Here is a 17452-nt window from a genome sequence, read left to right as displayed (position 1 = left end):
CATCACGGTAGGACGGCCAGTTACCCGGCCGCCCCCGTACAGATCCCGGCGTGCGGAACTACCGCACCGGGCTCCTCGAAGTGATTCGCTTCACACGCGGCAACATTGCATAATACTCAGAAGCTGTGACAGATACGTGGTCGCTCAAGCTTGAACACCTTGATCAGTTCGGCAAAGCCCTTCCAGTTGTAGCTGCGCCGCTGACTGCGGCGATTTAGCTCCCGGTAGAGCATGCGAGTGACATGATAGAAAAAGTCACCCAGGCTTTCGTAGTTGCCACGGATACCATAGTAATTGTAGTACCCGCGCAATTTCGCATTGAGAGCCGCGAAGAACTTGTCCTTGTGCATCCGACAGTGTGCCCGACACCAGTCTCGAAAACTGGCCAGGGAGGCGCGGTATTTCTTCCGTGCCGTGCGCCGTTTGAGCGCGGGTTTCCCCCAACGCCCCCGTCCCCAACGAAACTCGAATCCGAGAAACTCAAAGGTGCCGTTCCGCGTCCAGTCCTGACGCGAGAACCGCAGCAACTGCGTTTTCTCTTGCGCGACCTCCAGCCCAACCCGTTCCATCCTCAACCCAAGCACCCGATAAAAGCGCTGGGCGTCGGACTCACATTCAAACGCGCACACAAAATCATCGGCATACCGACAAAGGTACGCTTTCCCTTTGCAATGTGTCTTGACCGTGTTCTCAAACCACTCATCTAGCGCGTAGTGGAGATAGATATTCGCGAGCATCGGGGAGATGATCCCGCCCTGGGGCGAGCCTGTCTCTGGATGCTGAACCGCGCCATCCGGCTCCAAAACGCCGGCCTTTAACCACTTGCGAATCAGCCGCAAAAAGGGTTCGTCGTCTATCCGGCGCTGCAATAGTTCGATCAGTTTGTCATGATCGATTCGATCAAAGAATGCGCGAATATCCGCCTCGACCAGGAAGTGATAANAGTGATAACGCCCGCTTCGCAGCGTGGCGCTCAGGTCTCGCACGGCATCCAGGGCACCAACCCGAGGTCGGTACCCATAGCTACAGTCCAGAAAGTCCTGCTCATAAATCTCTTCCAGTATCTTGGTGACCCCCATCTGGAGCACTTTGTCCGCAATGGCCGGAATCCCCAATGGCCTCATCTTCCCATTGAGCTTGGGGATGTATCTTCTCAGTACCAGCTTGGCCCGATACCACCCCCCTTTGACCGCCGCCACCAGTGCTTCTACATTGTCCTGAAGGTTGGCTTCATAGGCGCGGGCATCCAGGCGGTCAACACCGCTGGCCGCACCTTTGTGAATCAGCCGCCAACAGGCCAGCAGATAGCTGACGTTGAGCATGGCAAAGAGGTTGCGGAATCGATGGGCCTTATCCGATGCCGCCTTTTTCGCTAGTCCCAACAGGGAGGTTTGCCTCATAGTCCAGCCCGTCGTGTCTGGGTGAGGTGTCCTTTGTTGGCTACATCACTCCGCCGGCCCCTTCCCCATGTGCGCGGCTTTCCCGCGCTCGGAGTACTATGAGCCGGTCTGACTCCCCATCCGCTTCCGGCGAACCTTCCTTCTCGGTCAGTTGCGCTTCCCCGGTCGGTTGGCTTTAGGTTTCGGTCTAATTCAGTTTCGGGGTTTCCCCGTGTGNCCCCGTGTGTGTCTCAATAACCGCATACCTTACCTCTCCCTCCGGGAGCCGATGGGGCCTCCCAAGTTCTCGACGCTTCTATGCTTGCATGCCAGGCGCTCGGACCCCGACAGACCCTCGGGACTCTCGCCGTGAACGACCTTAGGGCAATGTTTGTTTTCTCTGTTGGCTGCCTGGTTTCCCGGCAGTGCCACAATATCTTGCCCATAGCCGTTCTATCGAGTCTTCTGTGTTGGCTTCCAGGACGTTAACACTGTCGCCGTCTGCTTTAATACTTTTAACGAGGCTGAAATCGCTTCAGGGTGGTGCGTGCACCCCTCTGGCCTACAAGTTTCTCTATGTACGCTTCACCTCTTTTGTTCACGATAGCACCAGTCTCCCGACCAGAGCGTCGCTATCCGCCAGAGGCGCAACACGCGATACGGGTGGGTGGCTAGCCCTTACCCGACCGGGACTTTCACCCGGCAAGAAGCGCCAAGCTTCGCTTGGCGCACTAACGGCGAAGGCACCACAGAAAATCTTGGAAACAGATCCATGAAAAGTCTCTCCATCGCCAAAGCCATTAGCCTACAAGTCGTCACCGTGATCGTTTTATCGATCACCCTCATTGCTGTTAATTGGTGGGCTTCTGATCGGGTGGCCACGGCCAATAAGCACCTACTCGTCGAGGCTGATCCCTTACAGTTTGATGCGCTGGCATTCCGTCTGCATGTGATCCAGGTACAGCAGTGGCTGACCGATATTAGCGCAACCCGTGGCCTGGATGGGTTAAACGATGGTTTTGACGAGGCTGCCAATCACGCACGCCAAGCGCGTGCACTCATTGACGCACTGAACGATCGTGACCCGGATCGCGCGGACCTGTACCGAAAACTCAGGGAAACCTTCGAGGACTACTACAGCATAGGTCAGGACATGGCACGCCGCTATATCTCAGAGGGACCAACCGGCGGCAATGCCTTTATGCCGACATTCGACGCTGCCGCTGCCGCCATGAGCGAAAGCGTCGAAACCCTTCTGGAAAGAGAAGATGCGCTCAAAACGCGAACAAGCGCCAATCTCAACGATGCCTTATCGCTGTCGCGAACCGCAACCATCCTGGGCAGCGCACTGCTGGCGGGCGTGCTGATCCTTGGCATGGTGTTGATCATGAAAGCGATTCGACCGCTCAAGTCGCTGACCCAGCAAGCGCTGGTTATTGCTGGCAACGATTTAAGTCAAAAACCCAGCGACAATGGACACCTCTATGCAGAGCTGGCCGAGTTGGATCGCGCGCTCAATTCAATGCGGGACAATCTACGCCAGTCTGTTGGCAAAATATCCGACAGCTCGGGGATGCTGCAAACAACGGTCGATACCCTGAGTAATGCTTGCGGCATCACCAATCGAACGGTCTCGGAGCAGCAATCGCAAGTCGATCAAGTGGCTACCGCCATCAACGAGATGGCGATGACTGTACAGGAAATTTCTCACAATACCAGCAGCGCATCGGATGCTGCGCGGCATGCCGACCAAGAGGTCGACCAAGGTCAGCAAATCGTCGCAAAAACCATCAAAGCGATTCGGGAGTTGGCCGATGATGTTTCAAACACGGCTGAGGCAATCGACCAACTGCGCGTAAACTGCGACAACATCGGTCAGGTTCTGGATGTAATTCGCGGTATCGCGGAACAAACGAATCTGCTCGCTCTGAATGCCGCCATTGAGGCGGCACGCGCCGGTGAGCAAGGACGTGGTTTTGCCGTTGTAGCCGACGAGGTGCGCTCATTAGCCTCTCGCACTGCCGAATCGACAGGCGAGATTCAGGCCATGATCGTACAACTGCAACAGGGCAGCAGTGAGGCCGTGACGGCAATCAAGGCCAGTGAGGAAAAGGCACGCGCCACGGTGGAGCATGCAGAAGACACCGATCAATCCTTGGCCAGTATTCGCGAGGCGGTTAGCAGCATCAACGATATGACCACTCAGATCGCAAGTGCGACAGAGGAACAGCGTGCAGTTTCTGAAGAAATCAATCGGAACATCACAGCTATCAATGATGTGGCCAATCTATCCGTAAACACCGCGCAACAGGTCGCCGAGAGTGAGCGGGTTGTAGCGCAAAACGCAAAGCATTTACACGAGATCGTGGAAAAATTCGTTCTGTGACAGCTATTCTATTCAGACGCCATCCGTCCATCGATTTGAGCACCGAGAACCTGTATCGATTCCCACTCGACAAACCCATAACCACATGATTTTTATTGGTATTATCATTTGGAGCTTACGAAGACAATATTTTTATATACTACTATCATTGTGTAAGTCTCAGGCAGGTTCCCTAGCCATCGCCCGGCTCCGAAACATCCTTCAGGCCAAAGGCCAGCAGGGCGCCCAGGCCCAGCACCAGTACCACCAGTGCCGGGCCGAAATAATCGCCAAGCAGGCCAATGGGGCCAGCGATGAGCATCGCTCCCCCGATGACCGTGTTACTGACGGCCACCATGGCCGCCCGCTGCTCGGCGCTGGCCATGTCCACCAGATAGACCTTGCGCCCCAGGCGCACGCCGGCATGGGCGATGCCCAGCAGCAAAAAGAGCGTCGCAAAGCTGAGTGGATGCCCCAGCAGCACCGCACCCACGCCTTGCGGTCGCAGCGTCAGCCACCAGGTCACCAGCCCCAGCACTCCGGCCAGGGCGGCGGCCAGCACCATGACCCAGCGTGCCGAGTGGTCACTTAACCAACCCCAGAGCGGTGCACTCAGGCTGCTGGCCAGCCCGCTGGCAATTATCATCAGCCCCAGCCCGGCCAGCTGACCCTCGCTGTGCTGCTGGGCGAGCAGCACATAGAAGGGCGCGGTCAGGGCGACGCTCAGTAGCGCCACGCGCACCAGCACGAAGCGCAGAAACAGCGGATCCGTCCTCAGCAGGCCAATGCTTTCCAGGGCTGTATCCAAGGCATTGCCGCCGCCACTGGTCGCACCCGGCTGTTCGAGAATCCCCTGAAACACCAGCGCACTCAAGGCAAAGAGCCCCGCCGCAACCGCCAGCAGCGCTACAAAAACACCAACCCCCGTCTGCGCCGGAACCCCCAGCTCCAGATAAAAGCCCACCGCCAGCGTCAGCGTACCGGCGATGCCAGCGGACAGGCCCATCAGCCGGCCCCGCCGCGACTTGGAGACCGTCTTGCCCAGCACATCCTTGGCCGAAACTGAACAGAGTCCGCGCGCCAGGCTGAACAACACCAGCAGCGCCAGAATGATCCAACCGGCAGTCGCCCCGCTCAACGTCGCCGCCGCCAACGCCATCAGCGCCAACGCCGCTGCCGACAACAAGGCCCCCAGAATCCACACCGGCTTGCGCAACGGCTGCTGGCGAATCACCGCCGCCACCGCCAATTGCGGCAGCAGCACGCCGGCCTCGCGAATCGGCACCAGAAACCCCACCAGCACCAGCGGTGCTCCCAGCGCACCGAACAGCCAGGGCAACAGCAGCCGAGCGCTGGCCAGCTCATCGGCCACCTTGGTCAGCAAATTGGCCAGCAGATAGGCAAAGAAATTGCGCGGCTGATCCTGGCAGGAGGCGGCGGGAATGTCCTTGCAGACGCGCGCATCCTCATCGCCAGTGACCAGATCGTAGAGAGCGCCGGTTGTCGTGGATGAAGCCATGCTGTGCAGCCGGTTAGCCCTTCGAGTCAGAAACGCTGGTTGCGGCCTTGGGATCCAATGGCCGCCCAAAGCTATCTGCATAGTCCTGCGCATAGGGCGCCAGCGCCTGATATACAGCTGGATGCACCACCCGGGCCTCAAAGCGCGGGAAATGGGTGCGCAGGTAGTGGAGATTGCGCAGGAGTTTCATCTCGATCACCGCGCGCGCGAACTCCAGCCCCCGTGGGCCACGATGGCGCTGTAAGAAGGCGATCAGCTTGCGAATCAGCTTGGGCGGCTTACCGGGTGGCTCGGCGAGCATGTGGATGTAGCGTGGCATGCCCCGACGGCGATCTCCCGCGCTGTCAAGCTCGCGGAACTCCAGCTGTGGCTTAATCAGATCAAAGAGCGCCTGACCGCGCTCGGTGCGCACCAGCAGCCACTGCCAGCCCAGGCGCGCGCCCATATAACCGATGGTGATATCGGCCAGGCTGTTGGCGTAATCAAAGCAGGACAGACAGGCGGACGGAAACACCCCATCGAGCTTGTCCATGGGAAAGTCAATGAAATTCACCCGCTCGATCTCGCCATCATCATGGCGCATCCACAGACTGTAATCCTGCATGAACTCATAATGCACAATGGTGTCGGGCGAACGCGATACCTGATGCAAAAAGAATTGCAGATCCGGATAAGTCACATTGTCGCTGCACGGAATCCCGATCACATCCAGCCGCTCCAGCCCCAGTTCGGCGCGCAGTTGCGGCTCGGCAGCGCGCAAAATCTGCACCTGACAGCCGGTGCCAATAAAGGCCAGGCGACGGATGCCGGCCTCGCGCACCTGATCCAGCAACGCCAGATTGGGCGACAGACAGGGTTTGTTACCGGCACTGGCGCGCACCGCATCCGGCGTGCGGGCCAGCATCGGCCGGGGCGCAAAGCGGGTCCCGGGCGCCGAGGCGGCGGTAATCACACCCTCCACCTGCCCGGTTTCAAGCAATTTCGCCCCCAGGCTGGTCACCAGACCCGACCACTGCGCACCCGGCTGCGGCTGCTGCATGCGCGCCGCATGCATGCTGCGAAACACACCGAAGCACAACTCATCCCCGGCCCTGCGGGTGCGCCCATGCAGACGCTGCTCAATGTCCGGGATGTGCTGACGCACAAAGGTGCAGCTGGACGCCATCAGCGTTTTGAACTGACTGTCACACAGCCCGCAGTCACTGCACAGCTTGGGCCGACCGCGCAGGCGCTCGTCCTGACTCAGCAGAGTTGGCTCTCTAAGTCCCTTGGCCGGGACGCCAAGATCGGCGGCGTCAAGCCCGGTGACGGGATCAATGCCGCCGGAGGTGGCAATACTGGCGGCTGTACTGGAATCGGATGCCATGCAGTGGGCCTCATTCAATGGATTGGCACAAAACGAAACTGATCACGCGCAGCGGCAGGCTACGCGCACGGGAAAGGCGATTCAAGCCAGGGCTGACTACTCCACCCGCACTGGCACTCCGGCAATATGTGCTTGCCATTGCTGCGGACCGCTGTGATGAATGGCTGCGCCCTGGCTGTCAACGGCAACGATCACCGGCATGTCTTCAAGCTCAAATTCCCGGATTGCCTCCATGCCCAGATCCTCAAAGGCAATCAGGCGCGACTGGCGCACCGCTTGTGCCACCAGATAGGCCGCACCACCGACCGCCATCAGATACACCGCCCCCTGCTGCTGAATCGCCTCAATGGCCGCCGGCCCGCGCTCAGCCTTGCCAATCATGCCGATCAGTCCGGTGCACGCCAGCAGTTGCGGGGTAAATTTATCCATGCGGGTTGAGGTGGTGGGGCCAGCCGGGCCTACCACTTCGTCGCGCACCGCATCCACCGGACCGACGTAATAGATGAAGCGATTGGTCAGATCCACCCCGTCCGGCAGCTCCTCGCCGCGCTCCAGGGCTTCGACCAGCCGCTTGTGCGCCGCATCGCGACCGGTCAGCACCCGCCCGGACAGCAGCAGCCGCTCCCCAGCGCGCCAGTCGCGAATCGACGCTCGGGTCAGCTCGTTCAGATTCACCCGCCGCGCGCCAGCGGCCGGATCCCAGTCGATCTGCGGCCAGTCCTCCAGCCGGGGTGGCGCAAAGTCCGCCGGACCGGAACCATCAAGAGTGAAGTGCAGATGCCGGGTCGCAGCACAGTTGGGAATCAACGCCACCGGCAACGAGGCGGCATGGGTCGGGAAGCTGCGAATTTTCACATCCAACACCGTGGTCAGCCCCCCGAGTCCCTGGGCCCCAATCCCGAGCGCGTTAATCTTCTCGTACAAGTCCAGCCGCAGGCGTTCCACGTCATCAGCCGGCCCGCGCGCCCGGACCTCGTGCAGATCAATGTCCTCCAGCAGCGCCTCCTTGGCCAGCAGCATGGCCTTTTCGGCCGAGCCGCCAATGCCAATGCCCAGCATCCCCGGCGGACACCAGCCGGCCCCGAGCTGAGGCAGGGTCTCCAGCACCCAATCGACCAGACTGTCGCTGGGGTTCAGAATGGCAAAGCGTGCCTTGTTCTCCGAACCACCTCCCTTAGCTGCCAGGCGCACCTCGACGCACGACCCCGGCACCAGTTCGACATGCACCACCGCCGGCGTGTTATCGCCGGTATTCACCCGCGCGCCCAGCGGCGGCGACACCATGGAGGCACGCAACGGATTGTCAGGATTGCGATAGGCGCGCCGCACTCCTTCATCAATCAGCGCTTGCAGACTGACCTCCCGATCCCAGCACACCTGCATGCCTACCTTCACGAACACCACCACCAACCCGGTATCCTGACAGATCGGCCGCTGTCCCAGCGCGCACAGCCGCGAATTGACCAGCAGTTGCGCCATGGCATCCTTGGCCGCCGGGGATTCCTCGCGCAAATAGGCCTGATGCAGCGCCTGGAGAAAATCCGGCGGATGAAAATAGGAAATATATTGCAAGGCATCGGCCACGCTCTCAATGAGATCATCGGCATGGATCAGGGTACGGCCATCAAGCATCGGCATGGTTACATCACTCGGCGGGTTGTTATCTGCGGCTGGGCGGGTTCTCTGCTTCTGGCGCCATTATATTCGGTCATGCAGCCGCCAATAACTGGAATTTGAACCCAACTGAGGTAATCTGAAGCAGCATTGTCCCCAAAGTGGAAAGCCGCTATCCTCGAACCGCTGACTGCTGCCGACCAATCAGGAGCGCGTCATGTCCGCGACTGTCCACATCCAGGATGACTCCATTGCGCTGTTGGCCGACGGCATCCCGATCGGATCGCGCCGGCCGCTGAGCGACGACGCGTGCGCGCAGCTCGCGGGCTTCGCGCGTCGCTATACCCTGCTCGAGCACCATCGCGATCCTCGGGCCGCACGGGCTCTCGGTCAGGAGCTCTACCGTTGGCTCGACGGCGAGCAGCAGGGGCTCAGCCGCCTGCTCGAAGGCAGCGTGGGCACCCTGCTGCTGACCCTGCACTGTCCAAGCCGCCACCCCACTGCCGCCGAATGGGCAGCACTCCAGGCCCCCTGGGAGCTGCTCGCCAACGCCGAGGGGCACCTGGCGGCGGATCCGCTCCTGCAGTTCGCCCTGGTCCGTCGCCTCGGCCCGATCCAGACCGCGCCGGCACCCGACGACTACCGCCTCGCCCTGGCCTTCATGGCCGCCGCCCCCGATGGCGTCTCCGAGCTCGACTACGAGGCCGAGGAGGCCGCCATTCTCTCCGCAGTGGGAAACACCCAGCTCGATCTGCTGGTCGAGGAGAGCGGCGAGGCGCAGACGCTCGGTCGGCGCCTCGCCGAAGCGGGCGGACTGCCGGTCCTGCACCTGTCTTGCCATGGCCATGCGGCCTGGCGGGTGCAGCAGGACGCCACGCCGCAGCCCGTCCTGTTGCTTGAGGATGATGCGGGCGCTGCCCACCCGACCTCGGCGCCCGAGCTGCTGCGTGCGCTGCGCCCCGCCTTGCCGCGACTGCTCTTCCTGTCGGCCTGCTCGAGCGCGGCGGCACCATCTAGCCCCGCGCACTCCCTCACCAGCGCCCTCATCGGGGCGGGATTGCCGGCCATCATCGGTTGGGACGGTCCGGTGGCCGACAGCGCCGCGACCCAGTTCGCCGCCGAGCTCTATGCCCGGCTCGCCTGCAGCGAAGTTCTGGCCCTTGCCGTCGCCGAGGCCCGCCGCCGTCTGCTGGAGTCGGAGTCCGACAGCCTTCGCCGCGATTGGCACCTCGCGCGGCTCTGGCTCGGTCCCCAGGGCGATGAGGCTGCCCCCTTGGTCGCCGGCACCCGTGCGCGTTCGCTGCTCCCGGCCGACTATGTACCCGGAGAGCTGCTGGGCAAAAAGGATCTGTTCGGCAATGCCGTCCCGGTCGCCTCGCATGCACTCTTCGTCGGGCGTCGCCGCGAGCTGCAACGCGCGCTGCGCGCCCTGCGCGACCTGAAAGGCCAGCATCATGCGGGTGTGCTCATCACCGGCATGGGTCGCCTCGGCAAGTCGAGCCTGGCAGCGCGCCTGGCCAACCGCTGCCGCGACGACCTGGCCCTCGCCGTGCTCCACGGGCGCTTCGGTCTCGAGGACCTACTCGAGCGCCTGGACGACACCCTGGCACCCTATCCGGCGGCGCGTGAGCTGATCCGCCAGGGCCAGACGCAGGTGCGGGCGGCCAGAGCGCGCGGCGAGGACGCCGCCCTGCAGGCGCTCGGCGATCTCCTGACCGACCTCCTGTCCGGCCCCTGTCGCCAGCACGACGCGTCCGGACCGGCGCTTCTGCTCGTGCTCGACGACTTCGAGCAGCTGCTCGATGAGCGTGCCGGGGTACGAACGGTGCAAGCGCGCTCGGTCGGACTCATCACCACCCTGATGCGCGCCTTCGATCCGCTGCGCACCACCAGCCGGTTGCTCGTCACCAGCCGCTTCCCCTTCCGCCTCGGCCCGCCCGGGGCCGATCCGGCCGAGCGGCTCGCCCGTCTGGAGCTGGCGAGCTTCAACGACACCGCCGAGCGCAAGCTCACCCTGCGGCAGCAGACCCTCGCCCGTTTGCAGACGCTCCCCGATCTGGAGGCTCGCGAGGCGCTGATCCCCCGCGCCCGAGCGGCCGCGCGCGGCAATCCTGGGCTGCTCGATCTGCTGAGCGCCCGGCTCGTGCTCAATCCCAAGGTCCCCCTGGCCACGGCCACCGCCGCGCTCGAGCAGATGGAGTCCTATCTCGCGGGCGGCGACCTGCCCACGAGCGAGGAGTTGCGCGCGCAGCTTGAGGCGATCGCGGTGCAGAGCCTGCTCGACCTGGCCGGCTCGGACGGGCGCGCCCTGCTGCGTGCCTTGACGCTCTTCGCACTGCCGGTCCCGAGCGCGATCGCCACGGGCCTCGCCACGGAGCTCGGGGGCGACCTTGAGGTGCTGCGCGATCTGGCGCTCCTCGAGCCGGGGGCCGACCCGGTTCTGCCCGGCGAGACCGGCGTGCGCCTCAGTCCGCTCGCCGCTGCGCGGTTCGAGCCGCTCACGGACACCGAGGCCGCCGCGCTCGCACCCCTCGTCGCTCAGCCCCTGTTCGCCACCTGGGGCGGTGAAGCCGGCGGACGCCCTGCCGTTGCCGAGCTGCAATTGACCCGCCTGGCACTCGCGGCCAAGGACGTCGCGCTCGCGGCGCACTGTGGCGACAATGCGATTCGAGCGCTGGAGGCCGAGAGCTATCCAGAGGCGGCCAGGCTCGGGTCGACCCTCGTCGATTTGCTGGAGGACACCCAGACGCCGTTCCCACCACGGCTGCTGGCCAGTGCTGCGCGCGCGCTGCGAAACAGCGGAGATGGCGAGGCGGCCGAACGCCTGCTCTCAAGCGGCTCGGCGGTTTTGGACGCGGGCTTGGAAACGCTCGACCCGATGGATGCCGGACATCTGCTCATGGAGCAGGCGGACCGCGCGCGGACCAAGGGTGAGCTTGCACGGGCCGAAACGCTCTTTCAGCAAGCGGCCGTCTGTGCCGAACGGGCCGACAATCCTATTAGCGCCGCTATCGCTCGCGGACGCATCGCCGACATCCTGCAGGCGCGCGGGCAGCTCGACGAAGCGCTGCGCATCCGCACCGAGGAGCAGCTGCCGGTCTATGAGCGCCTCGGCGACGTGCGCTCGAAGGCGGTGACGCAGGGTCAGATCGCCGACATCCTGCAGGCGCGCGGGCAGCTCGAGGAGGCGCTGCGCATCCGCACCGAGGAGGAGCTGCCGGTCTATGAGCGCCTCGGCGACGTGCGCTTGAAGGCGGTGACGCAGGGTCAGATCGCCGACATCCTGCAGGCGCGCGGGCAGCTCGACGAAGCGCTGCGCATCCGCACCGAGGAGGAGCTGCCGGTCTATGAGCGCCTCGGCGACGTGCACGCGAAGGCGGTGACGCAGGGGAAGATCGCCGACATCCTGGGGGCGCGCGGGCAGCTCGAGGAGGCGCTGCGCATCCGCACCGAGGAGGAGCTGCCGGTCTATGAGCGCCTCGGCGACGTGCGCGAGAAGGCGGTGACGCAGGGTCAGATCGCCGACATCCTGCAGGCGCGCGGGCAGCTCGAGGAGGCGCTGCGCATCCGCACCGAGGAGCAGCTGCCGGTCTATGAGCGCCTCGGCGACGTGCGCTCATTGCTGGTGTGTCGAGCCATGATCGCGCTGAATCTTCTTGCGAGAAACGACTCAGATGACCGCCAACCGGCGAATACACTGCTCTGTCTCGCCCTGACCGAGGCGCAACGTCTGGGGCTCCCGGAGGCCGGTCAGATCGAACAGCTCCTGAATCACTTCGAGATGGATTGTGGCGGGTCGCCACTCCAAACCAATGGCGCCGCTGACGCTGATATCGATTGACGATGTTGCTCAAGCGGCTTCAGCGTATTTCGAGAGGTAAAGCCCGATGCAAGACTTGGAACTGATCCTGAAAGGCCCTGATACAGAAGAGGCTTTGGCGGCCCTCAAGGCGGTGCTTGCGGACATGGAGGCAACACTGACCTCAACGCCGGTGACCGACGGCGACAGTCTGCCAGACAAGGCCATCGATCCGGTCGCGGTGGCCACCCTGGTGGTCTCGATTCCTGGTGCCGTGCTTGCGGTCCGGGATATGGCAGAGCGCATCGCCAAGCGGCGGCGTGCCAAGGACTTGATTGCCACCGCTGGGCGACTGCGTATTGAGCGACGCGTCGAGATCCTCACTGTCACCCTCGAAGGGCCGCGCGCGCTCGCGGATATGGATCCAGATGCGGTGCTCGACTTGATCGAGCAGCAGTGAGTAGGTGGTGAGGACCACAGCTTTGCAAGCCGGTGCCAGCGGAGTTATAGTGCCGGCTCGGAATGCTCGTCGCGGGAGAGATCGGCCCCATTGCGATTGCTCTGTGGGCCGACGCCGAAGGCGCAACTCCGCCCGGAATCGCTCAGGCATCAAGGACCGCGAACCAAGCTCCGACTCTGGAGAGCGGTTGATTCGTGCGGGCAGGCCATCCATCCCCAGTCGGGCTGGCGACCTGATCGGCGCATCAACCCACCGAAGGGGCAGCTCGGGATTGGCTGTGCTGACACGCACGCCGCCTGCCGGGCAAACTCTCAGGTTCAGGACAGAGGGGCGGTTGCCAATCAGAGGTTTCGTGTTTGCCCGGTAGCCCCGGTGATCACGACCGCTGGTATCCTGCCACTCCTTCCCAGAGGCCGCGCCTATGGCTCATCGCACTCCACTGTTTGCCGCGCATCAGAGCGCTGGCGCCCGCATGGTGCCGTTCGGCGGTTGGGACATGCCGCTGCATTATGGCTCCCAGCTCGACGAGCATCATGTCGTGCGCCGCGCCGCTGGCGTCTTCGATGTCTCCCACATGCGCGCTGTCGATCTGTCCGGCCCGCGCGCGACTGAGTTCCTGCGCTACCTGCTAGCCAATGATGTAGCGCGGCTGCACACCCCCGGCACAGCACTCTACAGCTGCATGCTAAATGCGGCCGGCGGCGTCATTGATGACTTGATTCTCTATCAGTGCGCGCCCGATCACTACCGTCTGGTGCTGAACGCCGCCACCACTGACAGCGATCTTGACTGGATCCATCAGCAGGCCGCGCCTTTCGCCCCTGTGATCGCACGTCGCGACGATCTGGCCATGCTGGCCGTTCAGGGTCCCGAGGCCCGGGCCAAAACCATTCCCCTGCTGCCCACCGCCCTGAGCGCGACACTCGAACAGCTTAAACCCTTCCACTGTTGCCAACAGGATGATCTCTTTGTGGCGCGCACCGGCTACACCGGCGAGGATGGGTTTGAGATCATTTTGCCCAACGCCCAGGTTGAAGCCCTGTGGCAGCGCCTGCTGGAGGCTGGCGTGAGGCCCTGCGGGCTGGGCGCACGCGATACCCTGCGCCTTGAGGCGGGTATGAATCTGTCCGGTCAGGACATGACCCCAGACGTCTCCCCCCTGGTCAGCGGCCTGGGCTGGACCATCGCCTGGGAACCGACCGAGCGCGATTTCATAGGTCGCGCCGCGTTGGAACCGCTGCGCCAGGTGCCGCCCACCGAACGCCTGGTCGGCCTTCTGCTACTGGAGCGTGGCGTGCTGCGACCCGGACAGCCGGTGCTGTGGAAGGATCAGCCCGCCGGTGAACTGACCTCGGGCGGCTTTTCGCCCACCCTGGAGCGCTCCATCGGGCTGGCGCGGGTGCGTGCCGAGGTTACAGACGATTGCACAGTTGAGATCCGCGGCAAACGCCTGGCGGCGCGCGTGGTTAAACCGCCCTTTGTGCGCCAGGGTCAGGTTAAAATTCCGCTCTCGTGATAGAGACAGCTTACTCGGAGAATCCCCTTATGAGTCAGGTACCCACAGATCGAGTTTACAACGACAGCCACGAGTGGCTGATGGACAATGGCGACGGCACTGCGACCGTCGGCATCAGCGAACATGCCCAGGAAGCCCTCGGCGATCTGGTGTTCGTCGAGCCACCCAAGATCGGCGATGAACTCAGCGCCAAGCAGGCGTGCGCCGTGGTCGAATCGGTCAAGGCCGCGTCCGATGTCTACAGCCCCATCAGTGGCGAAGTGGTCGAAATCAACGAACAGCTCAGTGACAGTCCCGAGCTGATCAATGGCGACGCCTATGGCGAGGGCTGGATCTTCCGTCTCAAAATCGCCGATCCCTCGGAGATCGAAGCCCTGCTCGACGCCGACGCCTATGGCGAGCAGATCGCCGACGACTAACGTCGCCAAACGCCGCCAAACGCCAAAAAGCTTACCAGCATGCCTTTTATCCCCCACACCTCGGAAGACACTGCGGCGATGCTCGCCGCCATTGGCGCGGCCAGCATTGAGGATTTGTTCGATGAAATCCCAGCTGAGCTGCGCGCCGGCGAGATCGCCGGCCTGCCGGATTCCATGCTCAGTCCCGCGCCGGAAATGGATGTCACGCGCCTGATGCAGGCGCGCGCGCGCGCCGATGGCGAGCCTGTATGCTTCATCGGCGCCGGCGCCTATGAGCATCACATCCCGGCCGCCGTCTGGCAGCTCACCACGCGCGGCGAATTCTACAGCGCCTACACCCCCTATCAGGCCGAGGCCAGTCAGGGCACACTGCAAGTGCTGTATGAATTCCAGTCGATGATGACCGCCCTGACCGGCCTGGATGTCTCTAATGCCTCGCTCTACGACGGCGCCTCGGCGCTGGCCGAAGCGGTGCTCATGGCAGTGCGCGCCAATCGCAAGGTAAAGGACAAGCGCGTGCTGATGCCAGCCAGCGTACATCCCTTCTACCGCCAGACGGTGCGCAGCATTGTGCGTCATCAAGGGGTGGAGCTGATCGAAGTCCCCTATGACCGCACCGGCGGCCATACGACCATTGAGGCGCTGGAGCAGGCCGCTGCCGGGCAGGCCTGCGCGGCACTGGTGATCCCGCAGCCAAACCTCTTTGGCGTGCTCGAAGAGGTCGATGCCCTCACCGACTGGGCACATGCCCACAATGCTCTGGCCATCGGGCTGGTCAATCCCATCGCCCTGGCGTTGCTCAGCCCGCCCGGCGACTGGGGCGACAAGGGCGCTGACATCGCCTGTGGCGAAGGTCAGCCGCTCGGTATGCCGCTGGCGTCCGGCGGCCCCTATCTGGGCTTCCTGTGCTGCACCCAGGCGCTGGTCAGACAACTGCCGGGCCGCATCGCCGGCAAGACGCAGGATCTCGACGGCCGGCCCGGCTACACCCTGACCCTCCAGGCGCGCGAGCAGCATATTCGCCGCTCCAAGGCGACCTCCAATATCTGCACTAATCAGGGCCTGCTGGTCACCGCCGCCACCATTCACCTGGCGCTGCTCGGCGCTGAGGGGCTGGAGCGAGTGGCGGCGAACTGCCATGCCAATACGCGCACCCTGAGCGCCCGCCTGACCGAGCTGCCAGGGGTTGAGCCTCTGTTCGAGCGCCCGGTGTTCCATGAGCAGGCGCTGCGTTTGCCGCGCCCGACGCCTGAGGTGCTGGCCGCATTGGCGGAGACCGACATTCTCGGCGGCTTTGATCTTGGGCGCGCCTATCCCGAGCTGGACCCCGGCCTGCTGGTATGCGCCACCGAAGTGCGCACCGCAGCGGACATCGACCGCTACCATGACGCCCTGCAGCGCCTCCTGTAAGGGGCGCCCGCCTCGGACTCACCCGACCCCGGATTCACCATGCTGATTCACGACCACTCCCACCCCGGTCGCCGCGCCGCCGCGCAGGCTCCGCTCACCACTCCGGATTGCGCTGACCTGCCCACTGCGCTGCGCCGCCAGCGGCGCCCGGCCCTGCCGGAAGTCTCCGAACTGGACACAGTGCGCCACTACACGCGCTTGTCGCAGCAGAACTTCTCCATCGACACCCATTTCTATCCGCTCGGCTCCTGTACCATGAAGTACAACCCGCGCGCCTGCAACAGCCTGGCCTCCCTGCCCGGCTTTCTGGCGCGCCATCCAGCGGCCCCCGAGACCCACAGCCAGGGCGTCATGGCCTGTCTGTTCGATCTGCAAGAGATTCTCAAGGCCGTCACCGGGATGCACGCCGTCTCATTGGCCCCAGCCGCCGGCGCCCAGGGTGAGCTGGCCGGAGTGCTGATGATTCGCGCCTATCATGACGCCCGTGGCGACCACGCCCGCCGCGAGATTCTGGTGCCCGATGCCGCGCATGGCACCAACCCGGCCTCGGCTATCATGGCCGGCTTCGAGGTGCGCGAGATTCCCACCGGCGCTGATGGTGATGTCGATGTCGAGGCGCTGAGCCGCGCCTTGGGGCCGCAGACCGCCGGTATTATGCTGACCAATCCCAGCACCGTCGGGGTCTTTGACCGCAACATCCAGATCATTGCTGAGCGTGTGCACGCCGCCGGTGGGCTGCTGTATTACGACGGTGCCAATCTGAATGCCATCCTGGGGCAGGTGCGCCCTGGTGATATGGGGTTCGATGTGATTCACATGAACCTGCACAAGACCTTCTCCACCCCGCATGGTGGCGGCGGTCCGGGGGCCGGTCCGGTCGGAGTGGCCAAACATCTGGAACCCTATCTGCCGATTCCGTTGGTGGCACGCGCGAGCGATGACACCTTTGTGTGGCAGGACGAGCACAGCCATCACGACAGCATTGGCCGCCTGACCGCCTTTGGTGGCAACATCGGTATTCTGTTGCGCGCCTATATCTACGCCCGGCTGCTCGGCGGCGCGGGTATGAAGCGGGTCGCCGACTATGCCACCCTGAATGCCAACTATTTGCTCAAACGCCTGAGCGAGGCCGGCTTTCAACTCGCTTATCCGCAGCGCCGCGCCAGCCATGAGTTCATCCTCACGCTCAAGCGCGAGGCCAAGAACTATGGCATCAGCACCATGGATTTCGCCAAGCGCCTGCTCGACTACGGCTTTCACGCCCCCACCACCTACTTCCCGCTGCTGGTGCCCGAGTGTCTGCTGATCGAACCGACCGAGACTGAGAGCAAGGAAGCGCTTGATGCCTTTGTCGAGGCCATGATCGCCATTCGTGCCGAGGCTGAACAGGAACCCGAGACCCTGCGCACCGCCCCGCACCAGTTGCCAGTCAAGCGGCTCGATGATGTGCGCGCCGCGCGGCATCTGGATCTGGCCTGGAAACCGGCTGCAGAGAGATAAAATTCACAGAGCGCTCAGCACAGAGCGCCCAGGCGGGCAAAACCCAGCGCCCGCCGGATTTGGTTCAACAATCGGAATGTTGATGTGTTGATCTTCAAGTGAAAG

10 protein-coding genes, 2 pseudogenes and 2 riboswitches are annotated in these 17452 nt (G+C 63.3%); of the genes and pseudogenes, 7 read left to right on the top strand and 5 right to left on the bottom strand.

Annotation, left to right across the window (positions count from 1 at the left end; genetic code table 11):
* Positions 1-116: 116 nt before the first annotated feature.
* Positions 117-942: pseudogene (locus tag CKO36_RS19655) on the bottom strand (reverse transcriptase domain-containing protein); the annotation flags it as partial.
* Position 943: 1 nt separating this feature from the next.
* A pseudogene (locus CKO36_RS19650) lies at positions 944-1322 on the bottom strand (group II intron reverse transcriptase/maturase); the annotation flags it as partial.
* Between the two features lie 829 nt (positions 1323-2151).
* On the opposite strand from CKO36_RS19650, the gene CKO36_RS07625 reads away from it, so the two are divergent.
* Complete coding sequence (locus CKO36_RS07625) at positions 2152-3765, top strand: methyl-accepting chemotaxis protein (RefSeq protein ID WP_200282861.1); 1614 nt, start codon at positions 2152-2154, stop codon at positions 3763-3765.
* A 172-nt stretch (positions 3766-3937) separates the two neighbouring features.
* On the opposite strand, the gene CKO36_RS07620 is transcribed toward CKO36_RS07625, so the two are convergent.
* The 3 genes from CKO36_RS07620 to CKO36_RS07610 form a co-directional block, all read right to left on the bottom strand.
* The gene (locus tag CKO36_RS07620; RefSeq protein WP_200282858.1) at positions 3938-5263 is read right to left on the bottom strand and encodes an MFS transporter; all 1326 of its coding nucleotides are present in this window, start codon (positions 5261-5263) and stop codon (positions 3938-3940) included.
* 13 nt (positions 5264-5276) lie between these two features.
* Positions 5277-6629 (bottom strand): Coenzyme F420 hydrogenase/dehydrogenase, beta subunit C-terminal domain, encoded by a 1353-nt coding sequence (locus CKO36_RS07615; RefSeq protein ID WP_200282856.1) that lies wholly within the window; start codon positions 6627-6629, stop codon positions 5277-5279.
* Positions 6630-6725: 96 nt separating this feature from the next.
* On the bottom strand, positions 6726-8267 hold the full coding sequence (locus CKO36_RS07610) for a fumarate hydratase (protein ID WP_242469452.1): 1542 nt from the start codon (positions 8265-8267) through the stop codon (positions 6726-6728).
* A 193-nt stretch (positions 8268-8460) separates the two neighbouring features.
* On the opposite strand from CKO36_RS07610, the gene CKO36_RS07605 reads away from it, so the two are divergent.
* The 6 genes from CKO36_RS07605 to gcvPB all read left to right on the top strand — a co-directional run bounded on the left by CKO36_RS07605 (position 8461) and on the right by gcvPB (position 17347).
* Complete coding sequence (locus CKO36_RS07605; protein WP_200282854.1) at positions 8461-12084, top strand: CHAT domain-containing protein; 3624 nt, start codon at positions 8461-8463, stop codon at positions 12082-12084.
* A 46-nt stretch (positions 12085-12130) separates the two neighbouring features.
* Positions 12131-12502, top strand: a complete 372-nt coding sequence (locus CKO36_RS07600; RefSeq protein WP_200282852.1) for a hypothetical protein — start codon at positions 12131-12133, stop codon at positions 12500-12502.
* Positions 12503-12564: 62 nt separating this feature from the next.
* Positions 12565-12671: riboswitch (glycine riboswitch) on the top strand.
* A riboswitch (glycine riboswitch) is annotated at positions 12672-12838 on the top strand.
* A gap of 85 nt (positions 12839-12923) precedes the next feature.
* Positions 12924-14018, top strand: a complete 1095-nt coding sequence (gcvT, locus tag CKO36_RS07595; protein WP_200282850.1) for a glycine cleavage system aminomethyltransferase GcvT — start codon at positions 12924-12926, stop codon at positions 14016-14018.
* A 29-nt stretch (positions 14019-14047) separates the two neighbouring features.
* Complete coding sequence (gene gcvH, locus CKO36_RS07590) at positions 14048-14437, top strand: glycine cleavage system protein GcvH (protein ID WP_200282848.1); 390 nt, start codon at positions 14048-14050, stop codon at positions 14435-14437.
* Positions 14438-14476: 39 nt separating this feature from the next.
* Complete coding sequence (gene gcvPA / locus CKO36_RS07585; protein ID WP_200282846.1) at positions 14477-15847, top strand: aminomethyl-transferring glycine dehydrogenase subunit GcvPA; 1371 nt, start codon at positions 14477-14479, stop codon at positions 15845-15847.
* Positions 15848-15886: 39 nt separating this feature from the next.
* The gene (gene gcvPB / locus CKO36_RS07580; RefSeq protein WP_200282843.1) at positions 15887-17347 is read left to right on the top strand and encodes an aminomethyl-transferring glycine dehydrogenase subunit GcvPB; all 1461 of its coding nucleotides are present in this window, start codon (positions 15887-15889) and stop codon (positions 17345-17347) included.
* The last annotated feature ends 105 nt before the right edge of the window (positions 17348-17452 follow it).

Origin of the sequence: Rhabdochromatium marinum (assembly GCF_016583795.1) — a bacterium.
In the GTDB taxonomy this organism is placed as follows: Bacteria; Pseudomonadota; Gammaproteobacteria; order Chromatiales; family Chromatiaceae; genus Rhabdochromatium; species Rhabdochromatium marinum.
Note: the sequence above shows the minus strand (reverse complement) of the source record. Positions and strands in the feature narration are given on the sequence as shown.

Coding starts and splice junctions, on each gene's coding strand:
- CKO36_RS07625 (WP_200282861.1), top strand. CDS start 2,152: ATGAAAAGTCTCTCCATCGCCAAAGCCATTAGCCTACAAGTCGTCACC.
- CKO36_RS07620 (WP_200282858.1), bottom strand. CDS start 5,263: ATGGCTTCATCCACGACAACCGGCGCTCTCTACGATCTGGTCACTGGC.
- CKO36_RS07615 (WP_200282856.1), bottom strand. CDS start 6,629: ATGGCATCCGATTCCAGTACAGCCGCCAGTATTGCCACCTCCGGCGGC.
- CKO36_RS07610 (WP_242469452.1), bottom strand. CDS start 8,267: ATGCCGATGCTTGATGGCCGTACCCTGATCCATGCCGATGATCTCATT.
- CKO36_RS07605 (WP_200282854.1), top strand. CDS start 8,461: ATGTCCGCGACTGTCCACATCCAGGATGACTCCATTGCGCTGTTGGCC.
- CKO36_RS07600 (WP_200282852.1), top strand. CDS start 12,131: ATGCAAGACTTGGAACTGATCCTGAAAGGCCCTGATACAGAAGAGGCT.
- gcvT (WP_200282850.1), top strand. CDS start 12,924: ATGGCTCATCGCACTCCACTGTTTGCCGCGCATCAGAGCGCTGGCGCC.
- gcvH (WP_200282848.1), top strand. CDS start 14,048: ATGAGTCAGGTACCCACAGATCGAGTTTACAACGACAGCCACGAGTGG.
- gcvPA (WP_200282846.1), top strand. CDS start 14,477: ATGCCTTTTATCCCCCACACCTCGGAAGACACTGCGGCGATGCTCGCC.
- gcvPB (WP_200282843.1), top strand. CDS start 15,887: ATGCTGATTCACGACCACTCCCACCCCGGTCGCCGCGCCGCCGCGCAG.